Origin of the sequence: Burkholderia sp. Bp9004 (assembly GCF_003858025.1) — a bacterium.
GTDB classification, from domain to species: domain Bacteria; phylum Pseudomonadota; class Gammaproteobacteria; order Burkholderiales; family Burkholderiaceae; genus Burkholderia; species Burkholderia diffusa.
This window is the reverse complement of sequence record NZ_QTQD01000003.1, coordinates 345,100-366,291: the sequence shown is the minus strand read 5'-3', so window position 1 is coordinate 366,291 and position 21,192 is coordinate 345,100. Positions and strand designations below refer to the sequence as shown.

The window sequence follows — 21,192 nt, the reverse complement described above, 5'->3', positions numbered from 1 at the left end:
CCCGTCAAACTTGCGACCTGCGTCGCGCCGCGAATCCCGGCGGCGCCCGCGCCACCGGCATGCCGATCGCACGGGCGCCCTGTCCGCATGATTACGACGACGTGCTCGTCGAGATGACGGTCGGCGCCGGCATCATCGGCGCGGCCGGGGCGGCCTGCCGGTCAACCGTGGCCGGCGCCGGATCGGATGCGGCCGGCATGTCGGCGGACGGTGCGGGCGCGGCAGCGGATTCGACGGCTTCCGTCGCCTTCGCGTCGGCGGCCGGCGTGTCGGCAACCGCAGCCGCTGCGGCGGGCTGCGCGGCTTCCGGCGCAGGCGCTTCGGCTGCTGCCTGCGTGGCCGGTTCGGCAGCCTTCGCATCGATCGCGGGCGCGGACATTGCAGCGTCCTGGGTCCGCGGTGCGGCGTCGGTCGCGGCCGGTCCGGATTGCGCGATATCCGGCGTCTTCGTGACAGCGGCCGGCGCTGACGCGGCTTGCGCGGCGGTGTCGGTTGCAGCCGGTGCAGGTTCCGGTGCCTTGTCGGCGACCGCCGGCGCGGGTTGTTCCGGCGCCTTCGTATCGACCGCAGGCGCAGCCGTGGCTTGCGCCATGGTGTCGGTTGCAGCCGGCGCGGGTGCCGAGGCCTTGCTGGCAACCACCGGCACGGGTTCCTTCGTCTTCGTCTCGACCGCCGGCGCCGCCGTGGCTTGCGCCGTGGTGCCGGTCGAGGCCGGCTTGAGTTCCGGAGCCTTGTCGGCAACCGCCGGCGCCGCAACGATGGCCGCAGCCGGCACCGCGCTCACCGCGGCCGGTGCTGCCGCAGGCGCGGCGCTCACTGCCGGTGCGGCCGCGGCAACCGGTGCGGCAACGGCGGCAGGCACGAGGGCAGCCGCTTGCGTCGCCTTCACGGCGGCCGCCTGTGCTGCAGCAGGCACCGCGCTGGCCGCCGGCGCGGCGATCGACGGCGCGGGCACCGGCGCCGGGATCGGCGCCGCCTGGACCGCGGTCGTCGCCACCGGGCGCGTCTGCACGGGCGCGGCGGCATCGAGCGGCGGCAGGCCCATGCGGTTGCGCACGAGCGGATCGCGATACTTCACGTCGTCGGCCACGGTCGCTTCGGCGGAGGGCGCCACGTTCGAGCGCGCAAGCGGCGCGGTCGTGCCCGGGCACAGGTGCCCGGTCGCTTCCACCGCACGCCGGTTCGCATCGCTCTGGCACAGCAGCGCGAGCGCGACGTCGGTCAGCCCCATCGCGCGGAATTCACGCGCGTCGAGACGACGCACGCATGCCTGGTCGACCAGGGTCGTGCCGCCCGTCGCGCCGAAGCCCGGAAACGACACGCCGACGCTCACCGAGCCCATGCAGGTATCGGACAGCGTGGTCGTGAGACCTGGCGCCTGGATCGCCGGGTTCGTCTTGATCGTCTGGGTGCCCGAGTAGTTGACGTTTTCCGCCGCCTGGGTGTTGTACGGGCTGGTGCCGGGCGAGCCGGCCGCGAGCGAGCTCGTGCTCTGCGGCGTCACGTTCGAGCCGCCACTCGTGGAAGACGGCAAGTTCAAGTTCACCTGCACGCTCGAATTGCCGCTGCTCCGAACGCCGCTGCTGCTCGTGGCATTGCCGCCGGTCGTGTTGTTCGTGTTCATGCTCGCGCCGCCGCCAAGGCTGACTGCCGTCGACGACGTCGAGGACTGCGCGCTTGAAGTCGAGTCGGCGGTCTGCGCTTGGGCACCGATCGTGGCCATCGCGAACATTGCCGCACATGCCACCCTGATCTTGTTGCTGTTCATTTCAATCTCCGGACGTGGTTTGACCTCCCACCCAGGCAACCGTATTAATTCCCCTGAATTCCTTCAGCTTTGCCTGCTTCCCCGAACTGCTTCCAGCCGCTGCCCAGCTGGGACCATGAACCGCCCGACATGCCCGGCCATTGCGGGGCCGCCGATGCACCGATGGCGCTGCCCGACGAAAGCGTGTGTTGTTGTGACGGTTTGGTTGTCTGGTCAGGATTGCTTGACGTTTGCACATTCGATTGCACGTCGTCGGCAGCACGGTCAGCGCCATACGCCGTCAGAGACGCGAGCATCAGAGCGGCGGCAATCAGTTTCTGCTTCATGCCAACTCCTTACGGTGACAACAAGGCGAGGAAAGAGAGACCAGCGTCGTTGGGAAGCTGGCCCCCCGACACGCGAATCAGGGACTGCCGGCGGTCGCGCCGGAGCTGCCCTGACTGCCGCCCGATGCGAACGGCGATCCGGCCGGACCCGTGCCCCATACCGTCGACGAGTTGTAGTGGTTCGAGCCCGCGACCGTTCCCGACCACCCACTGCCCGCCATGCCAGCGGCCCCCGCGTTGGCAATACCGTTGTCGTTCGCGCCGGTTGCCGTGTAGTGGTTCGCGCCGAGTACGATCGTGGCGGTCACCCCTCCCGACAGCGCATTGGCGTTCTCGCTCGTGTTGCCGGTTCCACCGAACGAGCCTGCGGCACCGATACCGCCGCCTGCCGCGAACGCGCCTCCGTTCGTGCCCCAGCCGCTGGCCGTCGAAGTCGAGTCGTGATAGGCGGATGCCGTGCCGGTGGATCCGGCGGGTGTCACGGTGCTTCCGGCGTTCGCGCCCGCGACCGAAGTCGAGTTGCTCGTGTAGCTGCCGGTACCGACCAACACCGAACCGGAGACGCCTGCCGCGACGGATTGCGTCTGGTTGAATGTCGTCGGACCTGCCGCCAGCACGACTGACGATAGGGCGGTGAGCGCTGTCGCTAAAATGACGTTGGCTTTCATAGCAATTCCTTGCTGTGAGGAAATTCGGTGGCCAGGTCGCCGGGTCCGCCCTCACGGGACGAAACCCGGCATCCCTGTCACCTATCCATGACGAACGCTATGCGCCGCGGCTTAGTAGTGATACATCGTCCAGCCGGTCGATCCGGCATTCGCGCCGCTGGAACCGCCCGCTTGTGCGCCGCCGAAGCCGAAGCCGCTCACCGTCGATGTGTTGGTGTGGTTCGTGTACGAGATCGAGCTGCTCGCGCCGCCACCGGCCGTTGCACCGGCAGCGCCGAGCGCCGCGCCGGAATCCATGGCAGTGAACGAACCGAACCCGACAACACCGGCCATCGTCTGGCCACCGCTCGACGAATTGCTGGTCGAAACCGTGCCGCTCGCTGCGAACGCTGCACCCGAAACCGCCATAACTGCTACTGCAATCAGAAGCTTCTTCATGGTCGACTCCATAACGGCGTGGACGGAACAAGCGAGGAAAGCTGCACGCCTTCAACTTCCCTGCCTCGAGCAATCCTTAAAAATAAGGATCACTATCCAATCACAAAGAAACGATTCATCTCGAATCCGAGACCACGTAATCGTTGGACAGTCCAACTTCAGGTTCGTATTTTTTAGTTTTCCGAATTTTTATTTAAATTTTCGATATCCAATATCGATTTTTAAAAATCAGAAAACAAATTGCCTCACGCACCCGAATTCAGGAACTCGACTTTCGGGACTGGTTTTTTCGAAATTCGCACCCGCGACATACCTGCACATGGCATTCGCTTCAGCGATCGAAAATGCGTGAAAATGATTAACTACCGAAAATGCAGCGCCAGCGAAAACATGCACGTCATCGTGGCGATAACGGGCCTGCATTACGGTCAGTCGGCATCGCTTCTCCCTGAGCTACCGATCAACGATCTTCCGGGCAATCCGGCCAATGGGTATTCGAGCTAGTCCGCCGAGCGCCGGCATTTTCCCGGCCCACTCGATACGGCCCTGCACGGTCGAAGTCGAATCGGGGTCAAGCTGTCCGGCACGAACAGCCCGGTCCACCCGGACGCGCCGAAAGAAGGGGAGCACCGCTGTCGGCCGGTTGTCATGCGGAACGACAGGCGTTCCAGCACGTGCAACACGCGGATGCCGGGAAACCGGCAACGAACCCGCGAGGCTGGCACTGCATCGCGAGCCGTACTCCGAGCTGTCCGACTACCCCACGGATGCGCAAGGAATGCGCGGAAAGAATGACTGCTTCTGGTCTTCATCGCTGTTTCCCCGACTGCTTATTGACGAACGCGTCGCCCCCCATCTTTGTCGCATCAGGTCGACCGCTCGCCGGTGCGTCCAATGTTGCAAGCGGCATGCCATGCGTGATTCCACCGACGGTTGCATGACGCGTACCGTCCGCGACGCGCGGCCACATCGCCAGGAATCGCTTTTTTCGTTTCAGGAATGTATCGCGACGACCGTGGGCAGCTTGCGCCGATCATTGAATGCCGCGAAACAATGCCGGAAAAGGCGGACGAATACGGCCCGCGGGGCCTCCCGCAAGGGGGTGGCGAACGGGTGTTTCATACTTGAGAACTGCGCGGTCGCACATTGCGGCCGATCTGCACATCGGCCCTGCCAAACCGCCTGCTGCAGCCCGTTCGACGGCGTTCGCAGGCCCGAAAAACGACGAATCGAAATACGCGGCGCCCGGTGCAGCGGAGCCCGCACGGCCGATATCGGCAAGCTTCCGGATGTGCACACCAGCCGCCGCGAAACGCGATTGATTCATCCGTGAAAATACCGACGGGATCAGGTCTCGACCGACAATGCGAACGTGCGGCAAAAAAAAACGGCAATTGCGATGCAGGCCGACATGCCCTTCACGCCACCGGCATATCGGAAAAAATGACAGCATGTGCCGCACGAACCCTTCAACACCCTTTATTCATTTTTACTGTCGTCATTCAATTTGGCGACATTCAATGTCAATAACCGTCGTGCTCCAATCGCTGGATGGCAACGCACGATGCGCGCGAGAAACATTTCCGATGCAATATCGGCGCGAATCTCATTGCTGAAACATGTTCGTGCAAAGCACGATTCATGCAGAAAATTCGTGACGACGCGACTTTTTTGCGCGTTTCGATCGGTCGATTCGTGTGCTGCTGGCAAGTGTCGCACTGGTTCGCGCAATCCAGGGATGCATGCGTGAAACAGAAGTTCGCGCGCGGCGCGGCAGCGCTGTCCGCCGCTCCCTCGCATCCTCACGCAGCAACCCTGGCACGCCGATTGTATGTCGTGCCGATTCGGCCGACCGCGCATCGCGCGACGAAGCCAGGCGCGATGCAATCGAAATGAACCGCGCGGCCGCTATGTGCCGAGCAATTCCTTCTTGCGCAGATGCACGACGTCGCGCATCGGCGGCGCGCCGAACAGCCGGCTGTATTCGCGGCTGAACTGCGACGCGCTTTCATAGCCGACGGTCGCGGCCACGGACCCGACGTCGCCGCCCTGCCGCAGCAATAGCCGCCGCGCCTCGTGCAGCCGCAGCTGCTTCTGATACTGCAGCGGGCTCAGCGTGGTCACGTGCTTGAAGTGGTGGTGTAGTGACGACACGCTCATGTTGACCGCCTGCGCGAGCGTGTCGACGCGCATCGGCTCCGCGTAGTGATCGCGGATCCATTCGATCGCGCGTGCGATCCGGTGCGTCTGGCTGCCGGCAACGGCCATGTGCCGCAGCCGCGTGCCCTGCCCGCTCGTCATCAGCCGGTACAGCAGCTCCTTTTCGATCAGCGGCGCGACCACCGGAATGTCGGCTGGCGTTTCGAGCAGCCGCAACAGCCGCAGTGCGGCATCGAGCAGCGGCGGCGTCAGCTCGGCAAGTGCGATGCCCTCGCCTTCGGGGCCGGCATCCGGCTCCGGCAGCCGCATCTCGGCCGCGAGCTCGACGATGCGTTGCGGATCGAGCGTCAGCGACAGGCACAGGTAAGGCGCGTCCGGCGACGCCTGCGTGACGCGCGAGAGAATCGGCAAGTCGATCGACGCAATCAGGCAGTTCCGCGTGTCGTATTCGTAAGCCTGGCCGCCCACGATCACACGCTTCGCGCCCTGCGCGGCGATCACGAGCGCGGCGCGCGACACGCCGCAGCCGAGATCGACCGGATGCCCATGCCGATGCAGCATCAGCGCGGGCACGGCCGTCGAGTGGGAGCCGTCCGTCGGCGCGAAGCGGGCAATCAGCGATGCCAGTTCGCGCCGCCCGGATTCGCGCGACGCCGCGATTTCGGTCATGTCCATGACGGGTTCCTCGCTTCGTTTCCCTGAACCGCGCGAGCATAGCGAATCGCTTGCCGTCGCGCCGGGGATTTGCAGGATTGTTCAATAAATTTGCAGGATTGGGTAGACGCAAAAATCGCGCGCTCGCGCACACTGCCCGCTAACCGGGCGCATGCCGGGTTTTCCCCATGGAGACATACAAACATGCCTACCTCGTTTGTCCTCAACGGCAAGAACGTTACGCTCGACGCCGATCCGTCGATGCCCGTCCTCTGGGCGATCCGCGAGCACGCGGGGCTGACCGGCACGAAGTTCGGCTGCGGCATGGCGCAGTGCGGCGCGTGCACCGTCCATCTCGAAGGCCAGCCGGTGCGCTCGTGCGTGCTGCCGCTCGCCGGCATCGCGGACAAGCACGTCACGACGATCGAAGGCCTGCAGAGCAAGCCCGCGCAGGCCGTGCAGGCCGCCTGGGTGAAGCTGCAGGTGCCGCAGTGCGGCTATTGCCAGTCCGGCCAGATCATGTCGGCCACCGCCTTGCTCGAACAGAATCCGAAGCCGACCGACGCAGACATCGACGCGGCAATGAACGGCAACATTTGCCGCTGTGCGACCTACGCCCGCATCCGGGCCGCGATCCACGACGCGGCAGCGACACTGGGAGCCTGACCATGACGATCGAACTCGAGAATCGCGGTTCGGTGCGACCGTCGCGCCGCACGTTTCTGAAAGCCGCGGGCGCCGCGGCCGCCGTCAGCCTGACGATCGGCTTCGAATGGGCCGGCCTCGGCCGCCGCGCGCTCGCCGCGACGGCACCCGCCGCCGATTTCGCGCCGAACGCATTCCTGCGCATCACGCCCGACGGTGTGGTCACCGTCGTCGCGAAACACGTGGAAATGGGCCAGGGTGCCTACACGGGCATCGCGACGATCGTCGCCGAGGAGCTCGACGCCGACTGGTCGAGCGTACGCGTCGAAAGCGCGCCGGCCGATGCGAAACGCTATGCAAACCTCGCCTTCGGCACGATGCAGGGCACGGGCGGCAGCTCGGCGATGTCGAACTCGTGGCAGCAACTGCGCGAAGCGGGCGGCAAGGCCCGCGCGATGCTCGTGTCGGCCGCGGCGGCGCGCTGGAAGGTGCCGGCCGGCGAGCTGACCACCGCCAACGGCGTGGTCACGCACGAGAAGAGCGGCAAGACGGCCGCCTACGGCACGCTGGTGGCCGACGCGTCGAAGCTGCCGGTGCCCGACAAGGTCACGCTGAAGCAGCCGGCCGACTTCAAGCTGATCGGCCATCGCATTCCGCGCGTCGACGGGTCGGCCAAGTCGAACGGCACCGCGCATTTCACGCTCGACACGACCTTCCCCGGCATGCGCGTCGCGCTGCTGCAGCGCCCGCCGCGCTTCGGCGCGACGGTCAAGTCGTTCGACGCGACGGCCGCGAAGGCCGTGCCGGGCGTGGTGTCGGTCGTGCAGGTGCCGGGCGGCGTCGCGGTCGTCGCGACCGGTTTCTGGGCCGCGAAACAGGGCCGCGACGCGCTGAAGGTCGACTGGGACGAAACGAACGCCGAAAAGCGCGGCTCGGCCGAGATCATGCGCGAGTACCGGCAGCTCGCCGCGAAACCCGGCGCGTCCGCGCGCAAGGACGGCGATGCCGACGCGGCGATCGCGGGTGCCGCGCGCAAGGTCAGCGCGACGTACGAATTCCCGTATCTCGCGCACGCTCCGATGGAGCCGCTCGACGCGGTCGTCAAGCTGACCGCGAACAGCTGCGAGATCTGGGCGGGCGACCAGTTCCAGACGGTCGACCAGGGCAACGCCGCCAGGGTCGCGGGCCTGAAGCCCGAACAGGTGCAGATCCACACGCTGTACGCGGGCGGCAGCTTCGGCCGCCGCGCGAACGCGTGGTCGGACTATGTGGTCGAGGCCGTGTCGATCGCGAAGGCGCTGGGCGCGGACGGCCAGCCGGTCAAGCTGCAGTGGACGCGCGAGGACGACATCCAGGGCGGCTTCTATCGCCCGATGTACTTCCACAAGCTCGACGCGGGGTTGACCGCGGACGGCAAGCTGGTCGGCTGGCGCCACCGGATCGTCGGCCAGTCGATTCTCGCCGGCACGCCGTTCGAGGCGTTCATGGTCAAGAACGGGATCGACGCGACATCGGTCGAGGGCGCGGCGAACCTGCCGTACGCGGTGCCGAACGTGTCGGTCGAACTCACGACCACCAAGGTCGGCCTGCCCGTTCTCTGGTGGCGCGTGGTCGGCAGCTCGCACACCGCGTACGCAGTCGAGGCGTTCATCGACGAAGCCGCGCACGCGGCCGGCAAGGATCCGTATCTGTTCCGCCGCGACCTGCTCGCGAAGGAGCCGCGGATGCGCGCAGTGCTCGAGCTGGCCGCGCAGAAGGCCGGCTGGGATCCGGCGAAGCCGCTGCCGAAGGGACGCGGGCGCGGGATCGCGGTGGCCGAGGCATTCAAGAGCTATGTCGCGCAGGTCGCGGAAGTGTCGGTCGACGCCGCCGGCAAGGTGAAGGTCGAACGCGTGGTGTGCGCGGTCGACTGCGGGATCGCGATCAACCCCGACATCGTCGCCGCGCAGATGGAAGGCGGCATCGGCTTCGGGCTCGGTGCGGCGTTGCACAGTGCGATCACGCTGAAGGACGGCCAGGTCGAGCAGCGCAACTTCGACGGCTATCACGTGCTGCGGATGGCGGAGATGCCGAAGGTCGAGGTGCATATCGTGCCGTCGGCCGAGGCACCGACCGGCGTCGGCGAGCCGGGCGTCGCGCCGGTGGGCCCGGCGGTCGCCAACGCGATCTTCGCGGCGACCGGCAAGCGCCATTACGTGTTGCCGTTCGATTCGGGCGACACCGCGAAGGCTTGACCGGCAGGTGAAACGCCGGTCGCGCGGCGGGCGTGTCGCGCGACCGGTTTGCTTTCTTTCCGCTTGGGGCAGGCCCCGGCGTACGGTCCGAAATCGGCAAAAATCCGCCCCAACCCATTGATTCCGCTCTGCAATCCGTCCAGGCAAGGGAGCGTTCGATGCAGGGTTCGCCGTCCGGTCGGCGCGCTGCCTGATCGGCGGGAATTTCCCGCCCCCACGTAACACCACCCGTAACGCCCGTAACGTTCCCGCCGGATGCTACGTAACAATCCTTCACTGTTGCTCCGACCCTTTCGAAGCCCGCCGCGCGTCCTGCGTTAAAAATTCTTTTAGATTCAAGGCCGGCGTACCGCCCGCCCCGCCCCCGCCGCCCGTCGACGTCCGACAGTCCATCCCTGGCCCGGAAGTTGCGGTACATGACTCGCAAACACTCCTTTACGGACATGCGAGGGCCAACATGGATTGCAAATACCTGTACATCGACAACATAAAAATCAACTTCGTGCGCCGCACGATCGAAATCGACAACAAAGTCGTCGACGTCACGCCGCGTGAATTCGACGTCGTCGAATTCCTGCTCGACAACATGAACAAGATCGTGCCGCGGCAAGCGATCCAGGAAGCGGTCTGGGGCCGCGAGCTCGGCGTGTCGTCGCGCACGCTCGACACCCACATCTCGCGCATCCGTTCGAAGCTGCAGCTCGATCACGACAAGAACCTGCGGATCATCCCGATCTATGCGGTCGGCTATCGGCTGGTGCTGTTCGGCGCGGCCATGACGCACGTCGAGCGCCATGACGCGGCGCCGATCCTGCGCGCCGCGCCGCAGCAGGCGCTGGCTGCCGACTACGCGTAACGGCTCACCCGCGCGCCGCCACTGCGCGGCGCGCCGGCAAGGCTCCCCACCGCGCCGCACGTCCGACGTGCGACGCCTCGCGGCCCGGCACGCGTGCCCGCCGCGCCACGACCGCCGCCTCCGGGCGGCGGCCGCCTTTGTGCGTGCGACGCGCCGCACGCGGCCACGCCGCCGCGCACCAGGCTTCGTAGCTCGCCGCCGCCCGCGCGGCCGGCACACGCGCGCGACTACGGATTCCGGCGCGGCACGCGGCCGGCGCCGTCCCTACAATCGACGCAGCAGCCGCGCGCCCCCCGCGCCGCCGGCCACAACAACCCGTCGAACCAACGCCGAATCCGCCCCGATCCCGCCGTGCCTGCGCTGTCCCTGACGAATGCCGACGCCGGCGACGCCGCGAACCGGGCCTCGCCCGCCGCTGCCACCCCGCCCGCCGCGGCGCCCGCCATCCCGCCCTCGCCGGCCGTGGTCGCGCTCGACGCGTCGCCCTGGCTGCCGCGCCTGTCCGCCGCCGCCGCGCGCGGGCTGTCGCATGCCTACGGTGCCACGGGCGCGGTCCCGGTCACGCTCGGCGAACACGCGTACGAGGTGCGCTGGCGCGTCGACGCCGAACCGGCCGCCGACGCGCACGCATACCGCTTCGTCATCGGCCCGGCCGCCGGCACGCTATGGATCGATCCGGTCGCGGAAAGCGCATGGCTCGACGACGCGGCCGACCCGGCCGTACCGGCCGTGATCCGCGCGGCGCTGCTCGCCGACCTCGTCGCACCGCTTTCGGCCGTGCTGCAAGCCGCGACACGGCAGCGCGTGGAACTGCTGCCGCCGCCGACGAGCGTGCCCGCGTGGCGCAGCGCGCCGGCCGCGCTGCGCTTCGAACTGCGTCGCGCCGACGGCGCATGGCGCTGCCACGGCGCGCTGCTGTTCGATGCACCGGACGCACTCGCGGTGTTCTTCGCGGCGCCGGCGGCCACGCGGCCCGACACGCGCGCCGCGTATGCAAGCCTGCCGGTGCCGCTGGTATTCGAGATCGGCCGGACCGAGCTGACGATGGCCGAGCTGGCCGACGTCGTCAGTGGCGACATCATCGCGATCGAGCGCTGGCGCGCGCACGAGCAGAACCTGCTGTGCGTCGCGCGGGTGCCGGCCGCGCCGTCGTGGGAGATCACCGGACGGCCGTCGGGCAACCGGCTGACCGTCGAACGAATCAGGGAGATGCCTTTGGAACCGACCCGCACCGACACCCCGCCCGCGACTGCGCAGGATGCGTCGCCCGACGATGCGCCGCGCTCGCTCGACGGCCTCGCGGTCGACCTGCGTTTCGAATTGCCGCCCACGTCGATCCCGCTCGGCGAACTCGGCGCGCTGCAGCCCGGCGCGGTGATCGAACTGCAGCAAGGCATCAACCAGAGCGTGATCCATCTCGTCGCGAACGGGATGCTGATCGGCACCGGCCATCTGATCGCGGTCGGCCAGAAGCTCGGCGTGCGCGTCGTCACGCTGACGCAGCCCGCGCCGCGCGAGCGCTGAACGATGGGCAGCCTGCCGAATCCGGTCGCGCTGATCGCGGTGATCGCCGCGCTCGGCATCGCGCCGTTCGCGGCGCTGATGGTGACGAGCTACACGAAGCTCGTGGTCGTGCTGGGCCTGCTGCGCTCCGCGCTCGGGATCCAGCAGGTGCCGCCGAACCTCGTGCTCAACGGCATCGCGCTGATCCTGTCGCTGTTCATCATGGCGCCGGTCGGCATGTCGATCCGCGACGCGCTGCAGGCACGCCACTTCGACGCATCGGGACAATTGTCGACCGCCGACATCGGTGCGCTCGCCGATGCCGCGCTGCCCCCCGTCAAGGATTTCCTGGTGTCGCATACGCGGCAGCGCGACCGCGAATTCTTCGTGCGCACCGCGACGTCGGTCTGGCCGAAGAACCGCGCGGACGGCATCAAGGACGACGACCTGCTCGTGCTGGTGCCGAGCTTCACGCTCGCCGAGCTGACGAAGGCATTCCAGATCGGTTTCGTGATCTACATCGTGTTTATCGTCGTCGACCTGCTGGTTGCGAACATCCTGCTTGCATTAGGCATGCAGATGATCTCGCCGACGACGATCTCGGTGCCGTTCAAGCTGCTGCTGTTCGTCGCGCTCGACGGCTGGTCGCTGCTCGTGCACGGGCTCGTGCTGTCGTATCGCGTGGCGGGGGCAGGATGAGCGCGCGTGGCCCGCGCGGCGTCGCCGCGATCCTGTGCGCGCTGCTCGCGCTGGCGCTCGCAGGCGCGGGCATGCAGCCGCGCGGCGCGCAGGCGGCGGGCAGCGCCGCAGGCTTCGCGCAGCTCGCGCGCGCCTGCGCACCGAACGTCGATCCCGACACGCTCGCCGCGCTGGTGCGCACCGAATCCGGTTTCAATCCGTATGCGATCGGCGTGGTCGGCGGCCACCTGACGCGCCAGCCCGCGTCGCTCGACGAGGCGCGCGCGACCGCAGGCGAGCTGGCCGCGCGCGGCTTCAGCTACAGCGTCGGCCTCGCTCAGGTTAACGAACGAAATTTCGCCAAATACGGCCTCGACGACACGACGATGTTCGAACCGTGTCGCAACCTGCGGGCAGGCGGCGCGATCCTGACCGAATGCTTCACGCGCTCGTCGAACACCGGCCGCCCCGCGCAGGCCGCGCTACGCGCGGCGCTGTCGTGCTATTACAGCGGCAACTTCACGACCGGGTTCTCGAGCGGCTATGTGAGCCGCGTCGTCGCGAGCGCGCAGCGCAACGCACGCGAAGGCGGTGTCGAACCGATTCCGGTGGTGCGCGACATGCCGCCACCCGCGCGGCAACGGCGCATGGACGCGGCCGCGACCACGCCGCCCGAACGCGCGCGCAGGCTCGCGTCGCCCGGCGCCTCCGCCGACGCGCCGTCGTGCCATGCGCGACCGGTCGTGATGATGTGCCGCGGATTGTCGGCGAGCCAGGCGAAGCGGCTGTGCGTGCGGTGCCTCGACCAGTGAGCGAGCGCCGAACACCAGCATGACGTGACGCGGCTCGCCGCGTCATCCCGCTTCATGCCGCCCGCTGATGTTCCAGCCACGCCTGGAACATCAGCACCGTCCACAGCTGATGCTGCCAGTTCATCCGGCCCGTCTGGTGCTGGCGCCACAGCCGCTCGACGGCCGCCGCATCGAAGAAGCCCTCGTCGCGCAGCCGCGACGGCTGAAGCAGCGCTTCGGCCCAGTCGCGCAATGCGCCGCGCAGCCAGTGATCGACGGGCGCGCAGAAGCCCTGCTTCGGCCGGTCGATCAGCGACGACGGCACGTACTGGTCCAGCAGCCGGCGCAACAGCGCCTTCGACTGCCCTTCCGGCAACCGCACCGACGCAGGCAGGCGCCACGCGAATTCGACGACGTGATGGTCGAGGAACGGCATGCGCGTCTCGAGGCTGACCGCCATCGCCGCGCGGTCGACCTTCGCGAGAATGTCGGTCGGCAGGTACGTGAGCGTGTCGATCGCCATCGCCTGCTCGGCGAAGCTCAGGTTCGCGGGCCATGCGGACACCGTGTCGAGCGGCGTCGGCGGCTCCTGGCCGCGTAGCGCGATGCGCTCCGGATGATGTACCGACGACATCAGCAGCCGGTACAGCCCGATGCGGCTCTCGGCCGTCATCACGTGACCGAGCTTGTGCAGCCGGTCGCCGATGCGGGTCGCCGAGTCGCGCGCGTCCACGCCGCCCCATGCGCCCTGCGCAACCGCCGCGAGCTGGTCGGCATGATCGGGGCGCAGCGCATGCAGCGCGGCGGCGATCCGCGCGCGCACCGCCGCCGGCACGCGATGCAGCTTGCGCCACAGGCGCGGCGTCAGGAAGTAGCGCGTATAGCCGCCGAACAGTTCGTCCCCGCCGTCGCCGGACAGGCTCACCTTCACGTGCCGGCGCGTCAGCTCCGACAGGAGGAAGGTCGGAATCTGGGACGCGTCGGAGAATGGTTCGTCGTAGATCGTCGGCAGCTTCGGCACGACGCCGAGCGCATGGTCGGCCGTCACGTAGAGCTCGGTGTGGCGTGTGCCGAGATGGCGCGCAACCGCCTTCGCGTAACCGGCTTCATCGTAACCGGCCTCGTGAAAGCCGATCGTGAACGTGTCGACCGGGTTCGCCGACTGCGCCTGCATCAGCGCAACGATCGCCGACGAATCGATACCGCCCGACAGGAACGCGCCGAGCGGCACGTCGGCTTCCATCTGCCGCGCGACGGCCTGCCGCAGGACCGCGTCGAGTTGCCCGACGGCCTCGTCGGCACTGCCCTCGAACGGCTGCTCGCGGCCCGCTTCGATCGCCTGCTCGAGCGTCCAGTACGCGCGCAGGCGCGGCGTGTCGCGCGCATGTTCGAACTGGACGAAGGTGCCCGGCGGCAGCTTGCTGATGCCGCGATAGATCGTATGCGGCGCCGGCACGCTCGACTGGCGCAGGTACAGGCACAGCGCGTCGCGATCGATCGTGCCGTCGAAGCCCGGATACCCGCGCAGCGCCTTGAGTTCCGACGCGAACACGAGTGCGTCGCCGATCCGGCCGTAGTAGAGCGGCTTTTCGCCGATCCGGTCGCGCGCGAGCGTCAGCACCCGCGACGCGCGATTCCACAGCGCGAACGCGAACATGCCGGTCGCGCGCCGCAGCGCCGCCTCGACGCCCCACGCGACGATCGCCGCGATCAGCACCTCGCTGTCGGAGTGGCCGCGCCACGCCGGTGCGCGACCCGCGCGCTCGAGCTCCGCGCGCAACTCGCGATGGTTGTAGATTTCGCCGTTGAAGACCATGACGTAGCGGCCGCATGCGGATGCCATCGGCTGCCGGCCGTGTACCGACAGATCGACAATCGCAAGCCGCCGGTGCCCGAGCGCGATACCAGCCTCCGGGTCGACCCAGAGGCCCTGCCCGTCGGGCCCGCGATGCGCGAGGCTCGCCGTCATTCGCGCGAGCGTGCCGCGCGCTGTCTCCTCATCGCAGGCGACGCTATTCAGAAAGCCGTCGATTCCGCACATTGATTTGTCTGCCCCTGTTGACCTGTTCCGTCAGCGGCGGCGCAATCTCGCAGCCCGCCGCCCGGTTGACGGTCGAGCCATATTACGAAGAAATAAATCAGCAATAATTCATGGGTGAATGTCGGACAAATCCGGAAAAAAACCGCGTCAAGCCCGACGTGCCATCGGCCTGGCGAGCAGGAAACGGGTCCACATCACGGCGCATCGACGCATCGTCGAGTCGCGTGCATGCCGGCGTGCCCGACGGGTCGTATTCGTCATGCCGCGCCGGTCGCCCACTTCAGCAACTGCGCGACCTCGCGGAAATGCTGCTGCTGGATCGTGCCCTTTTCTGGCGTGCTTTCGTACAGCGCGTGCGCGAGGCCGGCGTTCGCGAGCGTCGGGCGCAGCGCGTCGCGCGCGAGCCGCACGATCCGTTCGGCCGCCTCGCCCTCGCCGCGCGCGAGCACCCACGGCAGCGTCCCGATCCCGCCGTAATAGAGCGCAACCGCGACGCTCGACGAATAGACGACCACCGACGCGAAGCCGATCCGGTCGGGCAGCGACGAGAACTGCGCTTCACGCGCGAGCTGCCGGCGCTTTGCCTCGATGTGCGGATCGCCCTCGTCTTCCTTGTGCTCGCGCCGCACTTCGTCGATCGACATCTTCATCTTCTGGTTGAACTCATGGCGCTGGTGAACGATGTCGATCAGCGCCATCACGATGTAGATCAGCGCGGCCCAGCCGAACAGCAGCATCAGCAGCTTCACGATCAGCGCGAGAATCGACATCGGCCGCGTGAAGCCGGCCTGCACCGACGGGTCGAGCGACTCGACGATCAGCCAGCCGAGCGTCGCGGCGAGCAGCACGGTCTTCAGCAGCATCTTCGCGAGGTTCACGAGGTTGCGCATCGACCACATGTTCTTCAGCCCCTCGGCCGGATTGAGCCGCGACAGCTGCGGCACGAGCCGGCTCCACGCCATCACGCCGCCCACCTGCACGAAGCCCGCGAGCACGCCGGCCAGCAGCCCGGCCGCGACGATCTGCGCGAACAGCAGCGCCCAGTCGCGCGCGGCGCCGTGGATCAGCACGGCGAGCCGCGCGGACGGATCGGCCGCGCCGGCCGCATCGAACACGAGCCGGAACAGCGCCTGCAGCCGCGCGAACAACGTGCCGAGCCCCACCGCGAGCGCGACGCACACGCCGACGAAGAAGGCCGACGAGATCGTCTCCGCGCTCTTCGGCACGTCGCCCTTCTGGCGCGCCTCGCGCAAGCGCTTCGCGGTTGGCTGCTGGTTCTTCTCGGACATGGGCGCTCCGGTTCCGGCGGGCCGTCACGCGCCGCCGTGCGCGGCGAACAGCGCGCGCAGCAGCGCCATCAGCCCGCTGTCGGGGCTCAGCAGCGCATGCAGCGACGCGTACACCACCGGCAGGAACAGCACCATCATCAGCACCGCGAGCGCGCTCTTCACGGGCTGCGCGAACACGAAGATGTTCAGCTGCGGCACCGCGCGCCCGACGAGACCGATGCCGAGCTCGACGAGCACCAGCACGATGATGACGGGCGCGGCGAGCTTCACCATCCATTCGAAGATCGTGTCGGTCTGCCGCACGACGAAGGTCTCCAGCATCGACGAGAAATCGGGGCCGAGCGAGCCGATCGGCCACCACGCGTACGACTGCGCGAACAGTTGCACCAGCACCTGCAGGCCGCCCGCGGTGACGAACAGCGCGATCGCGACGAAATTGAGGAAGCCCGACGTCGGGCCGCCCTCGTGCCCGCCCATCGGATCGAAGAACGCGGCGCTGCCGCTGCCGGTCTGGAAATCGATCAGGTAGCCGACACCCTGGATCGCGAACAACACCGCGCTGAACGCGCCCGCGAGCAGCATACCGACCACCGCCTCCTTCGCGACGAGCAGGCACCACATCAGGAACGGCAGCGCGGCGACCTGCGCCGGGTCGATCACCGGCGCGACGAACGCGGCGATCACCACCGCGATTCCGTTGCGCACGAGGCCCGTGACGATCTGCTCGTTGAACACCGGCACGACGAACATGACCGGCAGCAGGCGCGGCATCACGTAGAGCAGCGGCCGCAGCGTGCCGGCGATGTCGTTGAAGTTCGCGGCGTGGTCTAGCATCGGCGGTCCGCGGCGGCGGGTGCCGGGTCGGCGGCGGGGGTGGGTGCAGTGTCTGCGGCGGTCGAGTCGGAGGTGTCGGCCGCGTCCGTCCCATCCGCATCCGCCGGCCGCGACACCATCTGCGCATCGAATACGGCGGCCATCTCCGGCTGCCCCGACGCATGCGCCTGCGCATCGCCCGCCCAGACGCCCGCCGTCGCGAAACGCCGCACCGCATGCGCATCCGCCACTTCGTCAGCGTCGCGCTCGACCCGCGCGGCACGCGCCTGCAATGCCTTCTCGCCAGCCTTGTCGAGCTTGTCCTCGGCAGCCTTCGCCTTGCGTGCGGCGCGCTGCAGGTCGGCGAGCGTCGCCTCGTGATCACGATGCACGTGCGCGGCTTCGCTGACCGACGCATTCGCAACGCCGATGTGGCGATCGAACGTGCGCGTGTCGGCCGCGGCGTTCTGCAGCGCGCGCGCCTCGCGCAGGTCGTCGGCGAGCCGCGTCTGGATCGCGGCCTTCGCGGCGACCTGCTGCGCGAGCTGCGCGTGCGCGGCATCGAGCGCGCGGCGGCTCTGCGCGGCGATGCCCTGCTGGCGCGCGGCCGCGACGCGCGCGATCTGGCTGCGCATCTCGCGCACGCGCTTCAGGCGCGCAAGCGTCGCGAGCACGAGACGGTCGTCGGCTTCAGACATGGTCGTTCGCGAGTTTCGTCAGCTTCGCGAGCAGCGCGTCGAAACGCACGTCCTCGTGCGAAACCTGCGCGCAGAACGCGCCGATCGCATCGCGCGCACGCAGCGCGAGATCGCCGAGCCGGTCGCTGCCTTCGCGGTACTCGCCGATCTGCACGAGCAGCTCGATCTCCTGGTACTTCGCGATCAGCTCGCGCACGCGCGCGGCCGATTGCTGATGCGCGCGGCTCGCGACGAGCGGCATCACACGCGACAGGCTCGCGAGCACGTCGATCGCCGGATAGCGGTTCGCGAGCGCGATCTTGCGCGACAGCACGATGTGGCCATCGAGGATCGAGCGCACTTCCTCGGCGATCGGATCGGACTCCTCATCGCCTTCGACGAGTACCGTGTACAGCGCTGTGATCGAGCCCGTCGCGCCCTGGCCCGCGCGTTCGAGCAGGCGCGGCAGCACGGCGAACGTCGACGGCGGGAAGCTGCGCCGCGTCGGCGGCTCGCCGCTCGCGAGGCCGACCTCGCGCTGCGCGCGCGCGAAGCGCGTCAGCGAATCGACCAGCAGCAGCACGCGCTTGCCCGCATCGCGGAAGTGCTCGGCGATCGCGGTCGCCACGAGCGCGGATTTCACGCGCTCCATCGCGGGACGGTCGGAAGTCGACACGACGACGATCGAGCGCGCGCGCACCTCGGGCGACAGGCTGTGCTCGATGAACTCGCGCACTTCGCGGCCGCGTTCACCGACCAGCGCGATTACGTTCACGTCGGCTTGCGCACCGCGCGCGATCATCCCGAGCAGCGTGCTCTTGCCGACGCCGGACGGTGCGAAGATGCCGACGCGCTGGCCGATGCCGAGCGTCATCAGGCCGTCGATCACGCGCACGCCGGTCGGAAACGGCGTGTCGATCATCTTGCGCGCAAGCGGGTTCGGCGGGTCCTGCTGCGTCGATACCCACGCGGCACCCGTCACGGGCCCGCGATCGTCGAGCGGGCGGCCGAGGCCGTCCAGCACGCGGCCGAACAGCGCTTCGCCGACCGGGAACACGTGCTCGCGCCCGGACGGCACGACGGTCGTCTCCGGCGACAGCCCGGCCACGTCGCCGAGCGGCGTGAGCAGCGTGGTCTGCCGCGAGAAGCCGACCACTTCGGCGAGCAGCGTCGGCTGGTTCGGCGTGCGCAACTCACAGATCTCGCCGAGTCGCGCGCGGATGCCGGTCGCGTTGAGGATCTGCCCGACCGCGTGATTGACGCGGCCCTGCACCGACACCGGCGAGAAGAACGCGAGCCCCGCGTCGAGATCGCCGACGAGGCGGCCGCGATCGAACGGCGCCGCATCGTCGTCGCTGTCACCGCCGAACGACTGCGGATCGTCGAGCGGCACGTTCATCGCGTCGTGCCCTTCAGCGCATCGCGGCGGATCGCCTGGCGCAGCGCGTCGATCTGCAGGTCGAGGCTCGCGTCGATGCGCCCGGACGGCGTCTCGACCGTGCACGCATGGCGTTCGAGCTGTGCGTCCTCGACGATGCGGATCCTTTGACGATTCGACTGTCCGGCGAACGCGCGCTCGAGCGCATCGCGCATCTCGTCCTCGCGGCCCGGCGCGACCCGCACGATCAGGAACGCCTCGTCGCGCACGAGCGGCGCGATCCGCGCGAGCGCGGCCTCGTAGAGCTTCTGCGTGCCCATCTCGCCGACGATCGCGCGCACGGCCTTCACGACGATGTCGGCCATCGAATCCTTCATCGACTCCATCGTCCGGGCGGCGGCCAGCGCCTGCGTGTATGCCTGCGCCGCATGCTCGCGCTGCGCGCGGCGCATTCCCTCGTCGTAGCCCGCCGCCTGGCGCTTGTCGAATTCGCGCTGCGCATCGGCGACGATGCGCGCGGCCTCGTCGCGCGCGGTCGCGATCACCGCGGAGGCGTCGAGCAGCGCCGCGTATTCGCGCTCCTTGAGCACCTTGCGCTCCGACAGCAGCTGCAGGTTGTCGCTCGTGATCAGAAAAGCCAGTCCCATGACGCAAGCCTCTCGGGAATCAGAAACAGGAACAGCAATTCGCCGAACTGGTCGCGCTGCGCGCGATTCAGCCAGTACGGCGCTTCGTTGTCGATCGCGCGGTTGAATTTCAGGCGCGCGCGCCGCGCGACCGCGTCGCCCGCCACACCGACGAAATCCGCGAGCAATCGCCCGCCGCGCGCACGAATCACCACCGGCAGCGCGGCCGGATCGCCACGCCACGGTTCGAGCGTGTCCGCGAGCGCGCCGAATTCCGGCGCGCGCTCGAGCGCGAGTTCCAGCGCGTCGCCGCCGAGCTTCGCCGCGACTTCCGCACGAATGCGGCGCACGGTCAGCGCGTCGCGCAGCCAGCCGCGATGCAGCAGCAGCCCCGTATACGACGCGAGCTGCTCGAGCGCCGCGCCGGGCAGCAGCGCGAGCCGCGCACACGGATTGGCGACGTCGAAGTCGTGGAGTCCGGCCACGCCGTTCGCATCGAGCAGGTGACGAGCAAGCAGCTTGCGGCCGGCCGGGCCGAACGCGTCGGGCGAGCGATAGCGCGAGGGCCACTCGGCCGGCACGCGCGTCACGTGCAGATAGCGGTCCGGGCGCAGGTTGAATTCGCAGACGAGCGCGTGAAACGCCGCGCGCCGCGCGGGAGGCGGCGGCGCGAGCGGTTGCAGCCACGGCAGCGGCGCGGCATCGGGCCTGGCACCCGGCGGCAGCGCAGCGTGTTCGCTCATGCGCCGTCGCGCGCGCCGTCCGGCGTGCGCAGGCCGCTACCCGACGACGCTGACGCACCGCCGGTTCCGTTCGCCCCGCGCGGCGTGCCGACCAGCCCGGCCAGCCGGGCGCCGAACATCCCGCGCCGCGCGGCCGACAGCGCGATCACCGCGCAGGTCAGCAGGATCAGCGCGAACACCAGCCAGCCGAGCGGCGAGCGCAGACGCAGGACGTCCGACACCGCGCTGCCGATGCCGTCCACGCGCGTCGTGTGTGCGGCGGCTGGCTGCAGGAACAGCGACACGTTGTCGTACTGCAGCCCTTCGATGCTGTGCGCGACGAGATCCTTGACCATCGGCGCCATCGCGCGCAGGTCCACGCCGGGCCGGTAGCGGATGTACACGGCCGCCGACGACGGCTTGATCTTGTCCGCGAGCGGATCGTTCTCCGGAATCACGACCTGCACGCGCGCGACCACCACGCCCTCGATGTCCTGGAGCGTGCGCGACAGGTCCTGCGACACGCCGTACAGGTAGCGCACGCGCTCCTCGGCCGGCGTCGACACGAGCCCCTGCTTCTGGAACAGCTCGCCGAGGCTCGCATAGCTCGGCTTCGGCAGCCCGTTCGCCTGCAGCACGGTGAGCGCCGACTGCATGTCGCCGTCCGCGACGCTCACCTGCCATGCGTTGCGATCCGACGTGTCGCGCGCGTCGTTGTCCTTCGACGCGCTGATGCCCGCATCGCCGAGCACGGCGACCATCTGGTTCGCGTCGCGCTCCGACAGGCCGGAGTACAGCTCCTTCTGGCAGCCGGCCAGCAGCGCGAGCAGTCCCGCGAGCAGCGCACGCGCTGCCCGGCTGCGCCACGCATGCATGCGCGGCGTCGAATCGATCGTCGTCATCGTTTGTCCGCTTCAGGGCGCGC

The 21,192-nt window shown here is 68.5% G+C and carries 21 protein-coding genes; 7 read left to right on the top strand and 14 right to left on the bottom strand.

Translation table 11 applies throughout. The features are described 5' to 3' along the window. Nucleotides 1-91 precede the first annotated feature (91 nt). The 5 genes from DIE08_RS05815 to DIE08_RS05790 all read right to left on the bottom strand — a co-directional run bounded on the left by DIE08_RS05815 (nt 92) and on the right by DIE08_RS05790 (nt 4,653). Nucleotides 92-1,768, bottom strand: a complete 1,677-nt coding sequence (locus DIE08_RS05815; protein ID WP_124901262.1) for a chemotaxis protein CheA — start codon at nt 1,766-1,768, stop codon at nt 92-94. 44 nt (nt 1,769-1,812) lie between these two features. Then, complete coding sequence (locus DIE08_RS05810; RefSeq protein WP_124901261.1) at nt 1,813-2,094, bottom strand: hypothetical protein; 282 nt, start codon at nt 2,092-2,094, stop codon at nt 1,813-1,815. A 77-nt stretch (nt 2,095-2,171) separates the two neighbouring features. Further along, nucleotides 2,172-2,762 carry a hypothetical protein gene (locus tag DIE08_RS05805; RefSeq protein ID WP_124901260.1) on the bottom strand — a complete coding sequence of 197 codons (591 nt, stop codon included), beginning with the start codon at nt 2,760-2,762 and terminating at the stop codon, nt 2,172-2,174. A gap of 111 nt (nt 2,763-2,873) precedes the next feature. Then, nucleotides 2,874-3,200: a hypothetical protein gene (locus tag DIE08_RS05800; RefSeq protein ID WP_124901259.1), complete on the bottom strand. Its 327-nt coding sequence runs from the start codon at nt 3,198-3,200 to the stop codon at nt 2,874-2,876. Between the two features lie 1,033 nt (nt 3,201-4,233). Beyond that, nucleotides 4,234-4,653: a hypothetical protein gene (locus DIE08_RS05790; protein WP_124901257.1), complete on the bottom strand. Its 420-nt coding sequence runs from the start codon at nt 4,651-4,653 to the stop codon at nt 4,234-4,236. Nucleotides 4,654-4,751: 98 nt separating this feature from the next. Here DIE08_RS05790 and DIE08_RS05785 point away from each other — a divergent pair, with 98 nt between their 5' ends. After that, the gene (locus tag DIE08_RS05785; RefSeq protein WP_124901256.1) at nt 4,752-5,096 is read left to right on the top strand and encodes a hypothetical protein; all 345 of its coding nucleotides are present in this window, start codon (nt 4,752-4,754) and stop codon (nt 5,094-5,096) included. 12 nt (nt 5,097-5,108) lie between these two features. Here the strand turns inward: DIE08_RS05785 and DIE08_RS05780 are convergent, their stop codons facing one another. Beyond that, complete coding sequence (locus DIE08_RS05780; protein WP_124628159.1) at nt 5,109-6,035, bottom strand: AraC family transcriptional regulator; 927 nt, start codon at nt 6,033-6,035, stop codon at nt 5,109-5,111. Nucleotides 6,036-6,218: 183 nt separating this feature from the next. Here DIE08_RS05780 and DIE08_RS05775 point away from each other — a divergent pair, with 183 nt between their 5' ends. The 6 genes from DIE08_RS05775 (at nt 6,219) to DIE08_RS05750 (ending at nt 12,742) form a co-directional block, all read left to right on the top strand. After that, nucleotides 6,219-6,680 (top strand): (2Fe-2S)-binding protein, encoded by a 462-nt coding sequence (locus DIE08_RS05775; protein WP_124901255.1) that lies wholly within the window; start codon nt 6,219-6,221, stop codon nt 6,678-6,680. 2 nt (nt 6,681-6,682) lie between these two features. Then, nucleotides 6,683-8,893 (top strand): xanthine dehydrogenase family protein molybdopterin-binding subunit, encoded by a 2,211-nt coding sequence (locus tag DIE08_RS05770; RefSeq protein ID WP_059600075.1) that lies wholly within the window; start codon nt 6,683-6,685, stop codon nt 8,891-8,893. A gap of 457 nt (nt 8,894-9,350) precedes the next feature. Next, on the top strand, nt 9,351-9,749 hold the full coding sequence (locus DIE08_RS05765; protein WP_059526731.1) for a winged helix-turn-helix domain-containing protein: 399 nt from the start codon (nt 9,351-9,353) through the stop codon (nt 9,747-9,749). Between the two features lie 351 nt (nt 9,750-10,100). Next, complete coding sequence (gene sctQ, locus DIE08_RS05760) at nt 10,101-11,273, top strand: type III secretion system cytoplasmic ring protein SctQ (protein ID WP_124901254.1); 1,173 nt, start codon at nt 10,101-10,103, stop codon at nt 11,271-11,273. A gap of 3 nt (nt 11,274-11,276) precedes the next feature. Next, on the top strand, nt 11,277-11,951 hold the full coding sequence (sctR, locus tag DIE08_RS05755) for a type III secretion system export apparatus subunit SctR (protein ID WP_044847619.1): 675 nt from the start codon (nt 11,277-11,279) through the stop codon (nt 11,949-11,951). After that, nucleotides 11,948-12,742, top strand: coding sequence for a lytic transglycosylase domain-containing protein (locus DIE08_RS05750; protein WP_124901253.1), 795 nt, complete (start codon nt 11,948-11,950; stop codon nt 12,740-12,742). Before sctR ends, DIE08_RS05750 begins: the two co-directional genes overlap by 4 nt. 52 nt (nt 12,743-12,794) lie before the next feature. Here the strand turns inward: DIE08_RS05750 and asnB are convergent, their stop codons facing one another. The 8 genes from asnB to sctJ all read right to left on the bottom strand — a co-directional run bounded on the left by asnB (nt 12,795) and on the right by sctJ (nt 21,169). Beyond that, nucleotides 12,795-14,762 (bottom strand): asparagine synthase (glutamine-hydrolyzing), encoded by a 1,968-nt coding sequence (gene asnB / locus DIE08_RS05745; RefSeq protein WP_124628149.1) that lies wholly within the window; start codon nt 14,760-14,762, stop codon nt 12,795-12,797. Nucleotides 14,763-15,019: 257 nt separating this feature from the next. Further along, complete coding sequence (locus tag DIE08_RS05740; RefSeq protein WP_124901252.1) at nt 15,020-16,051, bottom strand: EscU/YscU/HrcU family type III secretion system export apparatus switch protein; 1,032 nt, start codon at nt 16,049-16,051, stop codon at nt 15,020-15,022. A gap of 24 nt (nt 16,052-16,075) precedes the next feature. Continuing rightward, on the bottom strand, nt 16,076-16,885 hold the full coding sequence (gene sctT, locus DIE08_RS05735; RefSeq protein ID WP_059526749.1) for a type III secretion system export apparatus subunit SctT: 810 nt from the start codon (nt 16,883-16,885) through the stop codon (nt 16,076-16,078). Continuing rightward, nucleotides 16,879-17,562, bottom strand: a complete 684-nt coding sequence (locus DIE08_RS05730) for a hypothetical protein (RefSeq protein WP_124901251.1) — start codon at nt 17,560-17,562, stop codon at nt 16,879-16,881. The genes sctT and DIE08_RS05730 overlap by 7 nt, the downstream gene beginning before the upstream one ends. Further along, a complete protein-coding gene (sctN, locus tag DIE08_RS05725) occupies nt 17,555-18,940 on the bottom strand; it encodes a type III secretion system ATPase SctN (protein ID WP_124901250.1) in 1,386 nt (461 codons plus the stop codon). Before sctN ends, DIE08_RS05730 begins: the two co-directional genes overlap by 8 nt. Further along, entirely contained in the window at nt 18,937-19,566 is a 630-nt protein-coding gene (gene sctL / locus DIE08_RS05720; RefSeq protein ID WP_124610256.1) for a type III secretion system stator protein SctL, read from the bottom strand. The genes sctN and sctL overlap by 4 nt, the downstream gene beginning before the upstream one ends. Continuing rightward, complete coding sequence (locus DIE08_RS05715; protein WP_124901249.1) at nt 19,548-20,288, bottom strand: SctK family type III secretion system sorting platform protein; 741 nt, start codon at nt 20,286-20,288, stop codon at nt 19,548-19,550. Before DIE08_RS05715 ends, sctL begins: the two co-directional genes overlap by 19 nt. Continuing rightward, entirely contained in the window at nt 20,285-21,169 is an 885-nt protein-coding gene (sctJ, locus tag DIE08_RS05710) for a type III secretion system inner membrane ring lipoprotein SctJ (RefSeq protein WP_124628139.1), read from the bottom strand. Before sctJ ends, DIE08_RS05715 begins: the two co-directional genes overlap by 4 nt. Nucleotides 21,170-21,192 lie beyond the last annotated feature (23 nt).